Annotated in this window: 16 protein-coding genes; 2 read left to right on the top strand and 14 right to left on the bottom strand. The window is 63.1% G+C overall.

The genetic code is table 11. The features are described 5' to 3' along the window. Nucleotides 1-4 precede the first annotated feature (4 nt). The 13 genes from cobA to ENE74_RS16100 form a co-directional block, all read right to left on the bottom strand. A complete protein-coding gene (gene cobA / locus ENE74_RS16160) occupies nucleotides 5-793 on the bottom strand; it encodes a uroporphyrinogen-III C-methyltransferase (protein ID WP_009824063.1) in 789 nt (262 codons plus the stop codon). Continuing rightward, nucleotides 780-3,389: a nitrate reductase gene (locus ENE74_RS16155; RefSeq protein ID WP_009824062.1), complete on the bottom strand. Its 2,610-nt coding sequence runs from the start codon at nucleotides 3,387-3,389 to the stop codon at nucleotides 780-782. The genes cobA and ENE74_RS16155 overlap by 14 nt, the downstream gene beginning before the upstream one ends. Continuing rightward, nucleotides 3,389-3,724: a nitrite reductase small subunit NirD gene (gene nirD, locus ENE74_RS16150; RefSeq protein WP_021224520.1), complete on the bottom strand. Its 336-nt coding sequence runs from the start codon at nucleotides 3,722-3,724 to the stop codon at nucleotides 3,389-3,391. Before nirD ends, ENE74_RS16155 begins: the two co-directional genes overlap by 1 nt. 5 nt (nucleotides 3,725-3,729) lie before the next feature. Beyond that, entirely contained in the window at nucleotides 3,730-6,252 is a 2,523-nt protein-coding gene (nirB, locus tag ENE74_RS16145) for a nitrite reductase large subunit NirB (protein ID WP_009824060.1), read from the bottom strand. A 208-nt stretch (nucleotides 6,253-6,460) separates the two neighbouring features. Then, nucleotides 6,461-7,669 carry a hypothetical protein gene (locus ENE74_RS16140; RefSeq protein WP_127691919.1) on the bottom strand — a complete coding sequence of 403 codons (1,209 nt, stop codon included), beginning with the start codon at nucleotides 7,667-7,669 and terminating at the stop codon, nucleotides 6,461-6,463. Between the two features lie 79 nt (nucleotides 7,670-7,748). Next, nucleotides 7,749-8,993, bottom strand: a complete 1,245-nt coding sequence (locus ENE74_RS16135; protein ID WP_127691918.1) for a nitrate/nitrite transporter — start codon at nucleotides 8,991-8,993, stop codon at nucleotides 7,749-7,751. Nucleotides 8,994-9,211: 218 nt separating this feature from the next. Next, complete coding sequence (locus ENE74_RS16130; RefSeq protein WP_127691917.1) at nucleotides 9,212-10,426, bottom strand: CmpA/NrtA family ABC transporter substrate-binding protein; 1,215 nt, start codon at nucleotides 10,424-10,426, stop codon at nucleotides 9,212-9,214. Further along, nucleotides 10,423-11,004, bottom strand: coding sequence for an ANTAR domain-containing response regulator (locus ENE74_RS16125; RefSeq protein WP_009824056.1), 582 nt, complete (start codon nucleotides 11,002-11,004; stop codon nucleotides 10,423-10,425). The genes ENE74_RS16130 and ENE74_RS16125 overlap by 4 nt, the downstream gene beginning before the upstream one ends. A 285-nt stretch (nucleotides 11,005-11,289) precedes the next feature. Beyond that, a complete protein-coding gene (locus ENE74_RS16120; RefSeq protein WP_009824055.1) occupies nucleotides 11,290-12,315 on the bottom strand; it encodes an HPP family protein in 1,026 nt (341 codons plus the stop codon). 56 nt (nucleotides 12,316-12,371) lie between these two features. Next, nucleotides 12,372-13,583 (bottom strand): NO-inducible flavohemoprotein, encoded by a 1,212-nt coding sequence (hmpA, locus tag ENE74_RS16115; RefSeq protein ID WP_009824054.1) that lies wholly within the window; start codon nucleotides 13,581-13,583, stop codon nucleotides 12,372-12,374. A gap of 49 nt (nucleotides 13,584-13,632) precedes the next feature. Next, the gene (locus tag ENE74_RS16110) at nucleotides 13,633-13,911 is read right to left on the bottom strand and encodes a TehB family protein (RefSeq protein ID WP_009824053.1); all 279 of its coding nucleotides are present in this window, start codon (nucleotides 13,909-13,911) and stop codon (nucleotides 13,633-13,635) included. A gap of 2 nt (nucleotides 13,912-13,913) precedes the next feature. Continuing rightward, entirely contained in the window at nucleotides 13,914-14,600 is a 687-nt protein-coding gene (locus ENE74_RS16105; protein ID WP_021227573.1) for an alternative oxidase, read from the bottom strand. Nucleotides 14,601-14,616: 16 nt separating this feature from the next. Next, nucleotides 14,617-15,054 carry a group III truncated hemoglobin gene (locus tag ENE74_RS16100; RefSeq protein ID WP_009824051.1) on the bottom strand — a complete coding sequence of 146 codons (438 nt, stop codon included), beginning with the start codon at nucleotides 15,052-15,054 and terminating at the stop codon, nucleotides 14,617-14,619. Between the two features lie 92 nt (nucleotides 15,055-15,146). Here ENE74_RS16100 and ENE74_RS16095 point away from each other — a divergent pair, with 92 nt between their 5' ends. Beyond that, on the top strand, nucleotides 15,147-15,572 hold the full coding sequence (locus tag ENE74_RS16095; protein ID WP_009824050.1) for an RrF2 family transcriptional regulator: 426 nt from the start codon (nucleotides 15,147-15,149) through the stop codon (nucleotides 15,570-15,572). A gap of 362 nt (nucleotides 15,573-15,934) precedes the next feature. Further along, complete coding sequence (locus ENE74_RS16090) at nucleotides 15,935-16,567, top strand: tyrosine-type recombinase/integrase (RefSeq protein ID WP_021227574.1); 633 nt, start codon at nucleotides 15,935-15,937, stop codon at nucleotides 16,565-16,567. A gap of 399 nt (nucleotides 16,568-16,966) precedes the next feature. On the opposite strand, the gene ENE74_RS16085 is transcribed toward ENE74_RS16090, so the two are convergent. Continuing rightward, nucleotides 16,967-18,232 (bottom strand): GGDEF domain-containing protein, encoded by a 1,266-nt coding sequence (locus ENE74_RS16085; RefSeq protein ID WP_021227575.1) that lies wholly within the window; start codon nucleotides 18,230-18,232, stop codon nucleotides 16,967-16,969. Nucleotides 18,233-19,331 lie beyond the last annotated feature (1,099 nt).

Raw genomic sequence — 19,331 nt, 5'->3', positions numbered from 1 at the left:
GGCCCTAGTGCGTCATGACATTGTCGGCAACCGCCCCGGCGACGACGGTCAGATCGGGTTGCGCCACCGCTTTTCCTATCAGGATCAGCGTCGGGCGATCCTGGGCAAAGGACTCGATCACCAAAGGCAGCAGGTCCAGCCGGGTTCGCAGCATCTGCTCTTGCGGCAGGGACGCGTCGCACGTGATGAGCGCTGGGGTCGACCCGGGCAAGCCAGCGGCGATCAGGGCGCGACTGAGTTCGGGCGCGGCATCCCGGCCCATATAGACCGCTAGCGTGCTGGTCGGATCGGCCAGCGCATTCCAGTCCAGATCGAGCGCCTGCCCACGCCGACTGTGCGCGGTGACGAACTGAACGCGGCGGGCGATACCCCGGAGAGAAAGGGACACGCCCGCCGACGCCGCCACCGCGCTGGCGGCCGTCACGCCGGGGCAAATCCGAACGCGCGCGCCGATCGCACGCAGGGCGGACATTTCCTCGGCTGCTCTGGCGAACATGGCTGGGTCGCCGCCCTTCAGGCGCACGATGCGCCTGCCCGCCAGCGATGCGGCGACCAACATCTGGTCGATCGTCAATTGATCCTTCGAATGGCGGCCGGATCGTTTGCCTACGCTTACCCGCTCGACACTGGAGGGGATCAGGTCCACCACGCCCGGCCCGACCAGCGCATCATAGAAGACGACCTCTGCCGCTGCGATCAGCTTCTCGGCCTTTCGCGTCAGAAGGTCGGGATCGCCGGGGCCAGCCCCCACCAGCCACACGTCTCCGGGCGCGATCAGGTCATTCCGCGGCATCAAGCGTCTCCTGCATGGTCTGGGTAAAGATGGTCGCGATCGCGGGGCGGCACGATCCGCAATTTGTGCCCGCCCCAAGTGCGGCGCCGACAGCGGCGACATCCATCAGATGCTGGTCGCGGATCGCAGCGACGATCTGGTTGAGGCCGATGTCGAAGCAGACGCACACGGTCGCGCCTTTGTCGGGCTGACTGCCCGGACCACGTGCCGCGAGCACCGAACCACCCACGTTGACCGCTTCCAACTGCGCGATCAGCCAGTCGCGGGAGGGCAGGAGGCCGGTGCGCGTCACGAACAGGACGGCTTGCAAACGGCCTTCGTTGATGCTGGCGACGCGGCGCGTGCCCTTCGCCCGGTCCAGCGCCTCGACCCGCTCGCCATGAGGAAGCAATGCCTCGAGCCGAGCGGGATCGCCGTTCCCGGCTACTTCGAACAGGGCGCCCCCCGGCACGGTGATTTTGGTGGCCCACAGGCAGGGGATGTGCGGGAAGGTCTCTCCCCGCAGGATCAGGAAGCCCTTCCATTCGGTCTCGACCCGCGTGACGCTGGCGGGCGTGGACTTGAAGCCCGGCTGCCCCGAATGTGGGTCCACCAGCGGACGCGGCAGGAGCCCGGTGCGCCCGCCGCTGCTCGTGCGATCGGTCCAGTGGATCGGCGTGAAAATCTCACCCACACGCTGCCCTTCGTTCAGGGCGACGCGAAAGACGCTGTTCCCCTGCGCAGTATCGACCCGCGCCAGATCGCCATCGGCAAGCCCCAGCGCCGCCGCGTCCTGCGGATGGACTTCCACGAGCGGCTCTTCACGATGCCGCGACAATTTGGGCGACAGGCCGGTGCGGCTCATCGTGTGCCACTGGTCGCGATAGCGCCCGGTGTTGAGCGTCATCGGCCAGTCCTTGAGCGGCGGCTGCACGTCCATTTGTCTGGTCAGCACCAGTCGCGCCTTGCCCTCGGGCGTGGCAAACGAGCGATCGGCAAAAGGCCGACCGCCCCACCGGAACGGCTCCATCGCCTCATAGGCTTCGTTGCCGATCGTCGCCTTGTCCTTAAGGTTCAGCAATCGTTGCCCGTCATTCTGATAGGCGGTCAGGCGCGCATGTTCGCGCCATATGTCGGCGGGCCGGTCATAGGCGAAGGCGTTGGCCCACCCCATGCGACGGCCCACTTCCTTCACGATCCACCAGTCGGGCTTTGCCTCACCCGGCAGCGCCATGAAGGGACGCTGGCGGCTGATCGTGCGGTCCGAATTGGTGACCGTGCCGTCCTTCTCCCCCCATCCGGCGGCGGGCAGGCTGACATGGGCGTGCGTGCTGCTGTCGGTGTTGGCCATGATGTCCGACACGACGAGGAAGGGGACAAAGGCCAAAGCGTCGCGTACGCGGCCTGCGTCGGGCATCGATACGGCGGGGTTGGTCGCCATGATCCACAGCGCCTTGATCCGCCCTTCGTCCACTGCGCGAAACAGATCGACGGCCTTCAGCCCCGGCTTGGTCGCCATGTTGGGCGCGGCCCAGAAGCGGCCCACGCGCGCCACATTGTCCGGCGCAAAGTCCATGTGCGCCGCAAGGGTCGAGGCAAGGCCGCCGACCTCGCGCCCGCCCATCGCATTGGGCTGCCCGGTAATCGAAAAGGGTGCCGCGCCCGGCTTGCCGATGCGGCCGGTGGCAAGATGGACGTTGATGATCGCATTGACCTGATCGGTCCCGCGGATCGACTGGTTCACGCCCTGGCTGAACAGTGTGACGGTGCGCGGTGTCGCGGCGAACATTTCGAAAAACTGCTTGATGAGCGCGGGCTCGACATCGCATGTCTGCGCCGTCGTCCAAAGGTCATGACCGTTCCGGATATGCTCCCAGAAGCCTTCTGGCGCGGTGATCGAGCGCTCGATGAACGTCCGGTCGATCGTCCATGTCGCATTACACCAGGCCAGCAGCCCGTTCATAAGCGCAACGTCGGTTCCGGGGCGGATGGGCAGGTGCAGGTCCGCGCCTTCGCAAGTCTCGGTGCGGCGCGGGTCGATGACGACCAGCTTCGTGCCGCGTGCCGCCCGCGCCGCCTGTATCCGCTGATAGACGATCGGGTGGCACCAGGCGGTGTTCGATCCCACCAGGACGATGAGGTCCGCCGCGTCGAGATCGTCATAGCTTGCCGGAACGATGTCTTCGCCGAAGGCGCGGTTATGCCCCGCGACCGCGCTCGACATGCACAAGCGGCTGTTGGTGTCGATATTGGCCGACCCGATGAAGCCCTTCATCAGTTTGTTGGCGACATAATAGTCTTCGGTCATCAACTGGCCGGAGACGTAGAAGGCGACGCTGTCGGGGCCGTGGCGATCGATCGCGTCCCTGAAGCGCTTTGCCACAAGGTCGAGCGCCTTGTCCCAGCCCGCCCGCTTGCCCCCGATCATCGGATGCAGCAACCGCCCCTGAAGACCGACCGTCTCGCCCAGATGCGTGCCCTTGGAACAGAGGCGCCCGCCGTTGGCCGGGTGCGCCTCATCCCCCCTCACAGAAACCAATCGCGGGCCGGTCGGCGTCGCGACGATGCCGCAGCCGACGCCGCAATAGGCGCAGGTGGTGCGGACCGCCTCTTGCATCAGGCGGCCGCCTGCATGGCGTCGGGCTGCGCGATCAGGATGCGGCCGCCCTCCTGACGCACTTCGATGACAGGCGTGCATCCCTCGTCCGCACCCTGCGCCTGCCCGGTCCTGAGCGCGATGTTCCAGTTGTGCAGCGGGCAGGCGACGCTGTGCCCATGCACGATGCCCTGGCTGAGCGGCCCCTTCTTGTGCGGGCATTCGTTGACCAGCGCGAAGACATGATCATCACCTGTGCGGAACACCGCAAGATCCTTCTGCCCCGCGATCTGGACGGTGCGGGCACCGCGCTGGGGGATGTCGTCCAGCGTTCCGATGTCAATCCATGTGGTCATGTCGTTCACTCTGCTGCGATGGCGAAGGGGGCGATGGGCTGGTGCAGTTCGGCGTGCTGGCCAGCGGCGCGCTCTGCCCAAGGATCGTCCTGCGAAAAGCTCTGGGCATAGAGGAAGCGGGCGCGCAGGGCTTCCCGACCGGCGGCGTCTTCGACGATGCGCTGTTTTACATAGTCGACGCCGACGCGCTCGATCCACGGCGCGGTGCGTTCGAGATAGCGGGCCTCTTCGCGATAGAGCTGGATGAAGGCGGCGCAGTAATCCAGCGCCTCCTGCTCGGTCGAAATCTTGCACAGAAGGTCGGTGGCGCGAACGTGGATGCCGCCATTGCCGCCGACATGCAGCTCATAGCCTGAATCGACGCAGACGACGCCGAAGTCCTTGATCGTCGCCTCCGCGCAGTTGCGGGGGCAGCCCGACACGGCGATCTTGAACTTGTGGGGCATCCACGATCCCCAGGTCATCCGCTCGGCCTTGACGCCAAGGCCGGTCGAATCCTGCGTGCCAAAGCGGCACCATTCGGACCCGACGCAGGTCTTCACCGTCCGCAGCGACTTGCCATAGGCGTGGCCCGAAACCATGCCCGCGGCGTTGAGGTCGGCCCAGACGGCGGGCAGATCCTCGCCCTTGATCCCGAAAATATCGAGCCGCTGACCGCCCGTGACCTTGACCATCGGCGCGTTATATTTCTCGACCACATCCGCGATCGCGCGCAGCTCGCGCGGGTTGGTCAGGCCGCCCCACATGCGCGGGACCACCGAATAGGTGCCGTCCTTCTGGATGTTGGCGTGCATCCGTTCATTGACGAAGCGGCTTTGCTGATCGTCGTGATAGACGCCGGGCAGCGCACACAGCAGATAATAGTTGAGCGCAGGGCGGCACGACGAGCAGCCATCGGGCGTCGACCAGTGCAGCTTCTGCATCACCTCGGGGATGGAGCGCATGTCCTGCGCCACGATCTCGCGCCGAACGTCGTCATGAGTGAAGCTGGTGCATTTGCACATCGTCTTGGGACCGGACTTCACATCATCGCCCAGCACGACGCTCAGCAGATTTTCGACAAGGCCGGTGCAGCTGCCGCAGCTGGCCGACGCCTTGCACGTCGCGCGCACGGCGTCGAGGCTGGCATTGCCCGCCCCGATGCACGCCACGACCTGCCCCTTGCTGACGCCGTTGCAGCCGCAAATCTCGGCATCGTCCGAGAGCGCCGCAACGGCCGCCTTAGGGTCCAGCGCGCCCCCTCCCTGGGCGAAGGCTTGTCCGAAGATCAGCATGTCGCGAATATCCGCGACATTTTCCTCGCGTTTGAGCAGGTCGAAATACCAGCCGCCATCGACGGTATCGCCATAGAGCACGGCGCCGACGACGCGGTCGTCCTTCACCACGACGCGCTTGTAGATGCCACGCGATGCGTCGCGCATCACGATGTCCTCGCAGCCATCTCCGCCCGAAAAGTTGCCAGCGGAGAACACGTCAAGGCCCGCGACCTTGAGCTTTGTGGATGTGACCGAGCCGCGATAGCCGCTGTGCTGATCGGTGAGGCCATCGGCAAGGCTGCGGCACATGTCCCACAGCGGCGCGACGAGGCCATAGACATTGCCGTCATGTTCGACGCATTCGCCGACCGCCAGGATGTCGGGATCGCTCGTCACCATATGATCGTCGACGCAGATGCCGCGATTGACGGTGAGGCCCGCCTCGCGCGCCAGCGCCGTCGCGGGGCGGATGCCCACCGCCATGACGACGAGGCTGGCGGGGATTTCGCGACCGTCCTTCAGGCGGACGCCCTCGACCTTGCCGTCGCCATAGATGGCTTCGGTATTGGCGCCCGTCAGGATCGTCTGGCCGCGCGCCTCCAGCGCCGTCTTCAGCAGCCAGCCCGCCGCCTCGTCGAGCTGCCGCTCCATCAGCGTGTCCATGAGGTGGATGACCGTCACTTTCATACCGCGCAGGGTCAGGCCATGCGCCGCCTCCAGTCCCAGAAGGCCGCCGCCGATCACCACCGCGCTGCCGCCGCCATTGGCCTTCCCGGCTTCCGCCGCCGCCAGCATGGTGTCGACATCCTTCATGTCACGGAAGCTGATGACGCCCGGCAGATCCTTGCCCGGCACCGGGATGATGAAGGGGTCTGACCCCGTCGCGATCAGCAGCTTGTCATAGGAGACGCTGCGCCCGCTCTGCGCCGTCACGCGCTTGGCGGTGCGGTCGATCGCCGTCACCGGGTCGCCCGAGATCAGCTCGATGGCGTTGTCGGCATACCAGGCGGCATCGTTGATGACGATCTGCTCGAAAGTCTTTTCCCCCGCCAGAACCGGCGACAGCATGATGCGGTTGTAGTTCACATGCGGTTCGGCGCCGAAGATCGTGACGCGATAGCGCCCCGCGTCGCGCGCCAGCAGTTCTTCGACCGCACGGCATCCCGCCATGCCGTTGCCCACCACAACCAGATGTTCGCGCGGGTCGGGGGAGGTGACGAGAAGATCGTCAACGCGCTCCGCGACCGGAACAGTCTCACGCTGAAATTCCATCCCAGTGCCTTTCGGAAAACAAAAAAGCCGCCATCCGGACCATCGGTGAGAACCGAGAGTCTGGATGGCGGCTTTGCCATCATATCGTGCCTTGCCGACCCGTCTGTGGATCGTCGCGGCTATGTGAAGGAGGACATCCTTGTCCCTTGCGTCGCAGCATAGGACGAATCGCTAGGTGGCTCAAGCGATTCGTCGCGATGCTTTCAAATCAGATGGCCCAGTCCGCCTGAAGCCAGACTTTGTTCGTGTCGGTCGCCAGCGCTCGCGCATCATAATGGGCGTAGCGCACCGACAGAGCCGTCTTTTTCACCTTCGCGGTCGCCAGAAGATCGACCTCATTGCCATAATGCTGGTCGAGCCTATCGCTGTCGAACCTGTGCCAGCTTGCCGTCAGGGTGATGGCCGACAACCTGCCCCACTTCTTCCAGTCATAGCCGCCGCCGACATAGAGGTCGCGCACGCCGTTGGCGGGCGTGGTCAGGAACTTGTCGGCCCATCCCTGAAACTTGAAATTGGTGCCGAGCGGCGTCTGAAAGCTGGTGAAGGGTCGTCCGTTGTCGGCGCCTAGCACTTCGTAGCCGCCATTGAGCTTCCACCCCTTCACGTCCAGCGTGGCGTCCGCCAGCCAGTAATCGGCGCTATAGTCGTTGGGATTGCGATGATAGTCGGACTGGCGCGCATAGCTGAGCTGGTAGCTGAGCTTCGCCGCCTTCGACAGCGCCTTCGCGCCGGCGAGCCGCACGCCGTAGGTCTGGCTCGACAGGCGATATGCCTGCACCGCCGCCTCATCCTGATTTACCAGATAGGCAAAGCCCGTCATCGTGCCGATGGGCGTCGTGTAGGAAAGATTGGCGAGGATATTGTCGCCGCTCACCGCCTGCTGCCGGGCACGTGTCCCCTGAACGCCCCAGATCGACCTGACGCTCCAGGCATAGGCGACGTCCAGCTTCAGGCCCTTTACCGGCGTGAGTTCGGCCCGCACTGCATCGAACGTCTGCGCATTGTCGCGGAAGGCGACATTGCCGACAAAGCGTTCGTCATCGAGCACGATCTTCTGGCGTCCCGCCGTCAGGGCGACCGCCTTCGTCTTATATTGAAGCTGCGCGATGTAGAGCGCGACATTTTCCGGATCGGCGACGATCGGCCGTGTCGGCGCGCCATTGAGGCCGTCATAATAATGATCGACGATCGCCAGCGTCCCTTGCCCGACGATGGAGGCGGACAGCGCGCCGCTGCTCGCGGTAAGTCCGGCGCGGGCGCGGACCGTCAGGGCATCGGCCTTCTCTTGCGGCAAGCCATCCTGATCGACATGCTCGTAGCGCAGTCGTGCTTCCGCGAGCGGCTTCAGGGCAATTGTCTGGGCGCAAGCGGGGCGTGCGACGACCAGCGCGGCCGCGGTTACGATAAAAAACTTCATGGGATGCGTCCCCCCGGACGAATGGTGAAGCGATGAAACCGGGGGCGGCAAAAGCTGCGCCGCCCCCGGTTTCAGATCGTCAGATGCGCGCTCCGGTGCTCCAGGTCGCGCGCCACCGGGCCTTCACCGCCGTCAGGCCCAGCACCGCCAGAACCGCAAGTCCGGCGAAGATCAGGAAGCCGGGCGCGAAGCTGCCGGTGATCTGCTTTGCCAGACCCAGCGAGCTGGCGAGGTAGAAGCCGCCGATCCCGCCGGCCATGCCCACCAGACCCGTCATCACCCCGATTTCCGGCTGAAAACGCTGCGGGACGAGCTGGAAGACCGAGCCGTTACCCGTGCCCAGCGCCAGCATGGCGAGGACGAACAGGCCAAGCGCACCGGCCAAAGTCGTGGCATAGCCCACGCCCGCCAGCGCCAGTGCCGCGAGGATATAGACGATCGTCAGCGCCTTGACCCCGCCGATCCGGTCAGCAAGCGCGCCGCCCAACGGCCGCACCAGCGATCCGGCGAAAACGCAGCCTGCGGTGCAATAACCCGCAACGATCGGCGTCAGGCCGAACTGGTCGGTGAAATAGATGGGCAGGCTGGCGGCAAGTCCCACGAAACCGCCGAACGTCACGGCGTAGAAGGCCATCAGCCACCAGGCATCAGCCTGCTTGAGTGGCGTGAAATAATCGACGATCTTCTTGGGTGCGGGCGCATTGGGCGCGTCCTTGGCCATCAGCATATAGGCGACAAAGACGATCGTCAGCGGGATGCAGGCGAGGCCAAGCACGGCATTCCAGCCGAACATCTTGGCAAGCACGGGAGCAAAGAGCGACGCAAGCACCGTTCCCGAATTGCCCATGCCCGCCAGGCCCATCGCCTTGCCTTGATGTTCCGCCGGATACCAGCGGCTGGCAAGCGGCAGGGCGATGGCGAAGCTTGCGCCTGCAAAGCCCAGAATGACGCCCAGCGCCAGCGTACCGCCAAAGCTGTCGACGCCCAGCGCCCAGGCGCAGAACAATCCGGCAATGACGATGATTTGGCTGATCGCGCCCGACCGCTTCGGTCCGATCCGGTCGACGAGCAGGCCGTTGACGACGCGCAGCAAGGCTCCGGCAAGCGTCGGCGTCGCGACCATCAGGCCTTTTTCGGCGGGCGTCAGCATCAATGTCTTGGAAATCATCGGCGCCAGCGGCCCGAGCAGAACCCACACCATGAAGGCGAGGTCAAAATAGAGAAAGGCGGCGATCAGGGTCGGTGTGTGACCGGCCTTCCAGAAACTTGTCGCGGGCGCCGGCGCGGCGCCAGTCTGTTCGCGGTCCCAATAAGCGGTTGCCATGGTGCTTCCCCCATAAATGGAAAATAGACACGAAAAAAGCCGCAGCCCGGACGTCACCCCTATGGGCAAGTCCGGTCAGCGGCTCTGCTGCGATAGAAATTGGGGATGGCGATCCCACCTTTGGGACAGCGCATCGATATAAGCGCGCTTCGTCGCGCGACTCCTATAGTCTTATGGAATCTGCAGGCTGTTGCAAAGCACAATTTTCGCCCGGGAAATCAACGCGTCTGCGAAAATTCCGCGAGATATGCCTCGATTCGTTCGGGATCGAAAATCCGCCCGTCGAAGAAACGGTCGGGGCCAAGGGTCAGGTCTCCCCGACGCGATCCGACTGCAAGCGGCAGCTGGACCGCGCCCTCCACCTTCATGCTCGCGCCGGGCATTGCCACATCTCTGCCCGTCAGCGCGCGCCGGAAAATATCGGGGCGAAAAACCGCCGCAGCGCGGGTCGCCGTTGCCGGGTCATGATCCACCATGCCCCACCGCACAAGCTGCGAGTAGATCCACAGCGCCTGACTGCGCCATGGAAAGGGCGTCGCTTCCCGGCCGAACAGGATGAAGTCGGGACTGGCCAAAGCCGGCTCGTGCGGCCGCGCCATAATCTGGCCGGCAAGGGCGCGCCGGATAAGATGCGCCGGCTGGTCGATATAGCGTGGATCGGAAAGCAGCTCGGACAGCCTGTCGTGACTGGCCGGATCGTCGCACCATGCGGCGGAGCGTGCCAGGGCGCGCAGCAACCTGTCGACCGTTTCGGGATTCTCCTCCATCCAGGCTTCGCGGAAGGCCAGAACCTTCTCCACGCCGCGCTGCCAGATGCGTTCGCCGATCGCCGCCGCCTCGGCCAGTCCGGCTTCGACCGCTGCGCTGCCCCACGGTTCGCCCGCGATAAATCCGTCGATTTCCCCGGCCTGCATCGCCTCGACCGTCAGCGACGGCGGCAGCACGCGCAGCACGACATCCTTGTCCGGATCGACGCCCGCGCTCGCCAGCCAGTAACGCAGCATCAGCGAATGGCTGGAGAAGCGATGGACCACGCCGATGACGGGTTTGCGCCGCCACAGGCCGATCGCTGCGGCAAAGTCGTGCGCAGTGCCCAGCGGATCGGCCAGACGCGCCGCCACATCGGGGTCCAGCGCCTTTGCGAAGTCGCTTGCCATCACCAGCATGTTACCGTTCACGTTCAACTTGTACGGCGCGGCGAGGGGGGCGGGCTGCTGGCTGAGGCCCAGCGTGACCGCAACCGCCAGCGGTGCCAGCATCTGCGCGGCGTGAACCTGCCCGTAAATCATGCGGTCGCGCAGCGTCGCCCAGCTCGTGCTGCGGACCAGATCAAGGTCGATACCTTCCTCTTGCGCAAATCCCTGCTCGCGCGCGGCGACCAGCGCGGCTGAATCGGTCAGGGGCAAAAAGGAAATCTTCACTGTCGTCGTCATGCTCCCCCTCCCAACAGGTCGCTGGCGGTAATCAACGCTTGCGCCACGTCGACGATTTTCTTGCCCTGGTTCATCGCGGTCGATCGCAGCAGCGTATAGGCATCCTGTTCTGACATGGATCGCTGGTTCATCAGGATGGACTTGGCGCGATCAATGACCTTGCGCTCGGTCAGGGCGGCGCGCGCATCGTCGCGTTCGGCCTGCATCCGGGCAAAGGCATTGAAGCGGCGCACCGCCAGTTCCAGCACCGGCTTCACGCGTTCCTTGCGCAACCCGTCGACGACATAGGCGGATATGCCCGCGTCGATCGCCGCACCGATCATGGCGTCGTCCGACTGATCCACGAACATCGCGATCGGCTTGGCCAGCGCCCGGCTGACCATCAGCATTTCTTCCAGCGTATCGCGGCTGGGGCTACCCAGGTCCATCAGGACGACATCGGGCGCCATGCGCTCCAGCCTCGCAACGAACGCGCCGCGCGGCGGGACAATGTGGATGTCGTCATAGCCGGCATCGCGCAGCCCGTCTTCCAGAACGGACGCGCGCAGCCCGCTATCGTCGATAATGACAATCCGCATGACGTCCCCTTTGGGCGCGACAATAACGTCCGGTCAGGCCGGTGGGAAGCGGAGGCCAATGCCGGGAAGCGTGATTTTCTGGCCATACCCATGTGTCCGACCGTTTAGGAAGATGCGAGGCGCTGCCGCTTCTGCCGGAAGCAGACCTTCATGACAGTTGATCCTAGCAGCTGGGATTGGTCGCTTGCTGCTGGTAAAGTATTTTGTTGTTGTCCTGCAGATCTTAGCGACCCCACACAGATTACTCAGATATGGCTCGCATTTCAGTCGCGGGAGACCCCCTCCTCATTCATCCTCCGACAAATGCCGCATGCCAGCGAGCAGGTCAGTCTGCGTAATGAGCCCCGCTAGCGTGCCGTTGCTCCAGACCACCACGGCATGATGGTGCACACCATCGGACAGCAGCGGCACCAGCGTAGCAGCCGGCCTGTCCACCGCCACCAGGCACGCGCCCTTCAGCATGACCTCCCGCACCGTTCCCTGTGACGCTGGCGCGAGCACATGGCGCGGGACCAATCCGATCACATGATCCTTCTCGTCCAGCACGGGCAGAGCCGAGACGCACCGTTCGTCCATCAGCGCGAGGGTCGGCGCGATCTCGTCGGTGGCGCGGCAGGTGATCACGTCGCGCGACATGATGTCGAAGCACAGCGGCAGCGGCTTGCGCCGGGCGAAGGCTTCAGCTTCGACTGCGCGCAGCAGGCTGGCAAGATCCTCGGCCTCGATATCGGGCCGGTCTTCCAACCGGTCGAGCACAGCTTCGACGTCGCTGTCGCTGAAGCCGGTTCGCTCGGCGGCAGGTTGGTCGCTTGTGCGGGGACTCGCAGTTGAGGCAGTTTCGGCCCGATGGGGGTAGCGGCTGCCGGCCAAATTGTTGAAAGCTATGCCAAGCCCCACCAGCAGCAGCGAGTTGAGCCCGACCGGAAGAAGCGCAAAGGCAAAGCCTGCCTCTCGCACGGCATCGCCGCCGAAAGCGGCGAACAAGGCCACGGCCCCGCCCGGCGGGTGAGTGCAGCGCAGCAGCTGCATGGCCAGAATGGCCGCACCAGCGCCAAGCGATCCCGCCACGAGCGGATCGGGGAACAGCTGCACGGCGGATACGCCAAAAAGCGCCGAAACGAAATTGCCGAGCAGTACCGCGCGCGGCTGGGCAAGCGGGGCGGCTGGCAGGGCGAAGACCAGCACCGCCGATGCCCCCATCGGCGCCACCAGAAATGGCAGCGCCGAGGGATCGGGAAGCAGCCAGGCTGTGACAAGCCCGGTCAGCGCGAGAGCGATTCCCGCACCGATCGCCGAACGGGCCGGATGCATGCCGGGTTGACGCCAGAAGGCGGGGCTTTTCAATCGATGCAACGGATAGGGGCCTCTCAGGCGGCCAGCAATTCGTCTGCCGGTCCGAAGAATTCATAGTGGATGCGACTAGCCGCTACACCAGCCTGCGAGAGTGTGGCAACCGCGTGACGCAGAAAGGCGCGGGGCCCGCAGATGTAGTAGTCCGCTTCGGCAATGGGCGTGTTGGCCACCAGCCATTCGTCGGTGATGATCCCGGCGATGTCGTAGTCGCGCCCCGCCACTTCGTCGCCCAGCGGGTGCTGATGAAAGTCGGTGACACTTACCAAACCGGCGCTCGCCGCCAGTGCCTGGACGTGATCGCGCATTGCGTGGGTGGTACGATCATGTGTGCCGTGGACATAGTGGATCGGCGCGGTGCCTCCCTTCGCCACGAGCGCCTCCAGCATCGCGACCATTGGCGTCAGACCCACTCCGCCCGACAGCAACACCACCGGTCGTTCGCTCGTATCATCAAGGAAGAACTCGCCCGCCGGAGCTGCGACCTTGAGTCTGCTGCCGACGCCCGCAGTATCGTGAAGCCAACCCGAGGCCAGCCCCTGTGGTTCGCGCTTGACCGAGATGCGATAGGTCTCGCCATTGGGCGCCGCGGAAATCGAATAGTTGCGCTTCACTGACGGATGACCGGGGATGTCGAACCAGAAGGTCAGATACTGGCCGGGCTTGTATGCCATTACAGGGAGCCCATCGGCGGGGCACAAGATAAACGAGGTGATGACCGCGCTTTCCGGCACGACTTCGACCACCTTGAACTCGCGCCAGCCGCTCCAGCCTCCGTCGGCCGATTGCTGTTCCGAATAGAGCCGATCTTCACGCGCGATCAGGATATTGGCGAGGAACCAGTAGGCTTCGCCCCAAGCAGCGAGAATCTCATCGGTCGCAGCATCGTCCAGCACCGCCTTGATCGCGCCGAGCAAGGCATCGGCGACATAGGGGTAATGCTCGGGCAAAATCTGCAAACCGACATGCTTTTGCGCGATGCGCTCCACCGCCGGCGCGAGTGCCGCGAGGTTCTCGATGTTGCTCGCATAGGCAAGGATGGCCCCGGTCAAGGCGCGCGGTTGCGATCCCGCATCACCGTGGTGCGACTGGTTGAACAAGGCGGCGATCTCGGGGTTCTGGAACAGGCGGGCATACATTTCGTGCACGATGGCGAGGCCATGGGCTTCGAGTGCGGGGACCGTGGCCTTGACGAGCGCGATCGTCTGCTCGCTGAGCGGCTGCGACATGGAATTCTCCTGAGATGGAAAGGTGGTTCGGGAAGGGGGCAGGTCGTGGTCAGAAACCGGGTGGAGGCCGGTCCCAGAAATCGACCTGCATTTTCATCGTGCCCAGTGGCGTGACGAAATGCGGTTGTTGCGGCTCGATCAATCCGGGCCGATCAGGGGTAAGGATCACCTCGCTGGTTGGATCGAGATAGGTGAGCCGGAGCTCTCCCTCGATCACCCGGATCACGCCCCACACGCCCGCCTTGGTATCGTGGCGGGCGCGCAGGGCAGCGGGCAGGCTATCCTGATCGAACACGGGGGTGGAGCGATAGGGGCGCGGTTTTGACATGGTCAGGCTGCCAGCCGGATATCGTCCGCGTGCTCGGGATAAGGAGCAACACTCAGCGGTGCAGGCTTGCCCGCCAGTTCATCGGCAAAGCCGTGGTTGACGTCGCGATGATGCGCTTCGTCGGCGCGGACCACCAGCACCACGTCGCGCAAGGTGGCCGTATCGGGCAGCTTCCAGTAGCGACGGGCGATCATCGGGGCGGCGACATCCGGGCTGCGACCCTCGTCGATCTCCTTGAGGTAGAGAGTGTAGCTGATCACGGCCTCCTCCTCGAAATAGCCGACCACGCGGTGCGCGGTCCGTGCGCTCACCAGATAGAGGCCGAAGAAGGCGAGATAGAACGCCCACTGCACCAGCAGAATCACCAGCCGCTCGAACAGCGACGGCTGGGCGACCTCGATGAAGGTCATCAGGTGCATCCGCTCGTTCTCCGCCTCTTCCATCAGGGTGCGGATCCAGCCGTTGTCACCCTGCATCCGGCGCAGGCACCTGAGGTGAGTGAGTGTGGCGCCGACCATGCCGGGCACGGCGGCGACGGTTTCGAGCACGATGGCGCGATGGCCGTAGCGCTTGGCGAAGAAGGTATCGGCGCACAAGCGCAAGACCTTGGTGAAGCCGAGCGCGATCCGATCACGCAGGTCGCGCGGGGTGTGGTGAACGGTCAGATCGACCAGCGGAATGTCGGTCATGGCAATATGCTCCTTTTCAGGCATGGTCCGTCGCGGCTGCTGTGGGGCTGCCGGGTCGGTGGGAAGAGGCGGGCACTGGCTGGGCTTCCAGCCGGAAAAACATCGCGAGCTTCAGGCTCTCGGCGATCCGCGCGGCCTTGGCCTGCAAGGCAGCAGCGGCTTCGGGGGCCATCAGTTCATCGGTGGTCTCGGCCCAGAGTGCGAGCCAGCGCTCGAACAGGGCGGGGGTGATGCGATCGCGATGCTTCACATGCGCAGGCACCGGCTGGCCCTTGTAGCGTCCGCTGGTGAGCATGACGGAGGACCAGAAGGCTCTCAGCTTCTCGAGATGTTCGGGCCAGTCGTGGATGGCATCGTTGAAGATCGGGCCGAGTTCTTCATCGCAACGGACGCGGGCATAGAACGCGTCGACCAGCCGGGTGAGGCCGGGTTCGGTTATGTCGAGTGCTGGCATGGCTGCGACTCCAAATCATGTATCTAGGATGCATCTATACTGACGCTGAAAAACATGCAATGAGAATACATGATTATTTTTGCGGAGCTGCGATGCGCCTGACGCGCTACACCGATTATGCCATGCGGGTGCTGCTATACCTCGGGCGGCAGCCGGGCGAGCTGGCCTCGATTGCAGTCATTGCGCGCGCCTTTGCCATTTCGCAGAACCACCTGATGAAGGTGGTCAACGATCTGGTGAACGCGGGCTATCTGGAAAGCGTGCGCGGTCGCAACGGCGGGATCCGCCTCGCCCGCCCGCCGCACGAGATCAACGTCGGCGCACTGGTTCGCCAGACCGAGGACGATTTCGATCTGGTTGGCTGCGGGGCCTGTGTGATTGCCCCGGCCTGCGGCCTCACTAGCGTGCTCGACGAGGCGCTGCTGGCATTCCTCAAGGTACTCGACGGCTACTCACTGGCCGACGTGCTGGCGCGCAAGGGCGATTTTTCACACCTCCTCGCGCCTGTGGATGCATGAATTAGCAGGTAATTCTCTCTGCACAGTGCTCATAGTTGATCAATCAGTCTTGCAGCGGCGAAACGCCGTGGACGACTTGCACTCCCAGCTGTCCGAACAGCGCGTCAGTTCCTCTAGCAGCAGTTTTCAAGACGCTAGAACGGCGACTTTTTGCTGACGGTCGTTGCACCCGAATGTTGGAATTTCGTGCGAGTTGTCGACAGACCGTCCTGCGTTGATCGGAGGGGTGGTTCTGGCGAAAGCTGCCGATTGCAGACCCACGGGCTAGCGGCGCAAGCTGATCGGCACGAGCCAAGAGGCATTTCCACATTAGGCCGGCAATCGTTCTTCAGAAGGCCAATTCTGGCCATCGGAGAACGAACATGGACATGCCTGAGAACACACTCGCATCCCACAAGCGTCAGGTCTGGAACGCGGGGCGCACTGTCGGTGCCAAGCGGGCGCTGAAGCCGAAGCAGATCTGGGAGATCCGCTTCTACCTCAACCAGCGCTGCCGCTTGCGAGATCGAGCTCTCTTCGACCTTGCTATCGACAGTAAGCTGCGTGGCTGCGACCTCGTGCAGATCAAGATTGGCGATATTGTCAGCGGTGGACAGATTCGCACCCGCGCAATCGTGATGCAGCAGAAGACCGGACGACCGGTTCAATTCGAGCTGCTGCCAGATACCCGCACCAGCTTGCTCGCATGGCTTGAACGTCGTGGCGGCACGGTAGACGATTACGTGTTTCCAAGCCGTGTTGATCGTAACGGCCATCTTAGCACCCGCCAGTATGCAAGGCTGGTTGATGAATGGGTGACGGGAGTGGGGTTGATGCGAAATGAGTACGGCACCCATTCACTGCGCCGAACCAAGGCCTCGATCATTTACCGAGCGACAGGGAACCTGCGCGCAGTCCAGATATTGCTCGGCCATAGCAAGATCGAGAATACGGTGCGTTACCTCGGCATCGACGTTGAGGACGCCCTTGCCCTCGCCGAGAACACTGAAATTTGAAAAGCTAGTTGGCTCCCCCTTCGGATGGGGAGCCAACTTAATCGAGTTTGGGACATTCCGGTCCTTCAAGCCAGATGCCCTGAATGACCGACTCAGCTAGAAGCCGTCGTGATCGACCTGAAGTTCGAGATAGCCGATAAGCCTTCACCATTGGCGCGCGCAGGTTGCGACGGGTTCTTGTCGCGCTCGGTCTCCTGCGTTGGCCGCGTCGGGCGCTTCCGCGTGTCTCGACCGCAGCTTACGCGTTGCCGATAGCCGATCTCCCCGCAAGGAATGCCGCGACGTCCGTCTGCACCACATTGTAGAAGGCGAGCCTAGCGAAACCGCGACCTTCACCGGAGGGCTACCCCTCACCACTGGAAAATTGACCAAAGCGGGTCAAAGGCGACGAGCGCGATTTTAGCTAGCCTGCTGACTTAACTGCCAATCACGAGAATGCCAGTCAATTAGGCGTTCAGAGCAGTCCATCTGCTCGGCGTTTGACGCAGCATCCATGACACACTGGTCGCGTCCCTGCTGCTTCGCCTTGTAGAGCGCCGCATCCGCTACCGCATATAATTCGGCAAACGACGACCTGTTGCTAGCATTAGCAACACCGATGCTGACGCTTACCTGTCCCGCTGCTCCTTCGCGGAATACCCGCTTCGTCCTGGCAATGCCGGAACGAAGCCGTTCTGCCACTACCGCAGCTTCGTCCGAACCGCTGGCCTCGATCAGAGCCATGAACTCTTCGCCGCCAATTCGGCCAAACAGGTCATTATCTCTCAACAGCGACCGTGCATCGCGCGCTACTTCGGTCAGGATGCGATCTCCAGCGAGATGGCCATAGGTGTCGTTCACAGATTTGAAGTGATCAACATCGATTACGAGCATGTACAGTCGAGACGGGTTCCGCAACATCAATAGCTGCTCAACATCCTGAACGATCCGTCGGCGACTCAAGACTCCGGTGAGGGGGTCGTAGTCAGCTAGCCGGCTGAGTTCAACATTGGCACGATGCAGTTCTTTGGTTCTCTGTGCGACCTGCTGCTCCAGGTCGCGATGTACGCGCGTAAGCCTATCGGCCATATCGTCGAAGTCATGCGCCAGTTGTTCCACCTCATCACGCCCAACTTTCGCGCGAGACGGAGGAGCGCCCTCGGTTTGAAAGCGCTGCGTCAATATCCGCGTTCGGTGGGTCAGGCGCGCAAGTGGTTTGCCCACATAGCGTCGGAGCAGTAGGCCGACAGCGACACCCTGCAGCGCAAGACAAAGCACAGCGGCTATCGCGACGCGTGCAACGGCTCGCATCGCGCCCGATTGTATCACCTCGTCATTTTGGATGGTCAGCACATACCATCGAGGAGTGTTGACCATACGCATTGAAACATGCGCGCCTAATTGCTGCACATGGCCCAAAAAGGGCTTGCCGGCGTTGCCTCGAATAAACCGCCACAATGCCTTGAGCTTTGGATCACGCGTCCGCGTAAGATCCAGCAACTGCTCCGATCCCGCTATGCTTTGGTGAGTATATTGTGGATGCCAGATCAACATCCCTTCCGCCGATACAAGGACAGTGTCAGTCGCCGGCAGCCCTTTCAATTCATCCGCCGATAATAGATCATCAAGCAGAAGACTCGTGCCCCACGTCCCAATGTGACGTCCTTTCCAGTCGACAGGAGTCATGCAACCTGTAGTCCAGGTTCGACCGGAAGTGTCGTATAATATGTGAACAAGAGGCGTGCATCGCGTGGCTCGAGATGGATTTAGCGCAGGTGTGCTTATTCTCGCGAAGGTCTCCTGCTGGAAGTCGAGGTCTTCGGGGGCCTTTTCCGGTAGAAGCCACGCCTGTCCTCACGGTCTGGGGCGAACATGATAAGCGTATTTCCCGGCGTGAAGAAGTACAGGCTTTTCAGGTCAGGGCGAATGCCTTCTCCGACTGCGTGAGCTACGCGTGTGGCACGGAGAATGAGTGCGCGCTATTGGGGATCCGGTTCCGTCCTGATATAGGCGCCTACACCACGCACATAGCCGAACGGTGTTTGGCCACCGTCGAATAGCAAGTCCGAACTGCGCCGCCCCCCCCGATTGTGGCGCGGAAACAGAGTGTCCAGGTTGCCTACATCGTCGGGATCGGCCCCGGCCGCAAGTTCTGCCAGCAACAACTGCTTCGCGTGGTCGTGCGCTGCCCGGAGACGAGTGAAACGCCCTTCCTGAAGCGCAGCCACTTGCCTGTTCTGGCTGTCGAGCCGGGTTAGCGACTCGCTCAGAGCTTGGCGCCTGATGTCAAAATACACTGCAGCGCCAAATGCTATAAACAGCGATCCGATCACAAGGGAAAGGGTAAGCGCCGCCCTAGTAGAGATTGGCATTTTGCGAAGCGCGGGGGACATCATGATCGCTTGATTTTGGCAGCTTACGGTGAAAAATATCTAAAGCTCACCAGCCGCGGCTGAGTTTGGCCTGGAGATCTCGTTCGCGCCAGAAAGAAGGAGGTCTGCCAGCACAGGGCCTCCGCTTGCCCCGCGGTATATCCTTTCATGGCGGCGCCGAGGTGGCTCGTACCCCCGCGTGATCATATATGCCGCAAATCGACTGCTTCTGCAGTTTGCATTGAATGCGTCGCCCGACGCAATGGCGGTGCGCGGTTTCTGCCTGGCGCATAGCTTGTCGCTGTCGGATGGCCATGTCTCCGTCTTCCTTGACTTCGCCGATTTCAGCCCGGGATAGAGTTGTTGACACCCTGTTGGCTAAAATTGGTGCGCGCAGCTGCCCTACTAGCCAC

The organism is Sphingobium algorifonticola (assembly GCF_004005485.1).
GTDB lineage: Bacteria > Pseudomonadota > Alphaproteobacteria > Sphingomonadales > Sphingomonadaceae > Sphingobium > Sphingobium algorifonticola.
The sequence above is the reverse complement of the archived record's forward strand: the minus strand, read 5'-3'. Positions and strand labels throughout refer to the sequence as shown.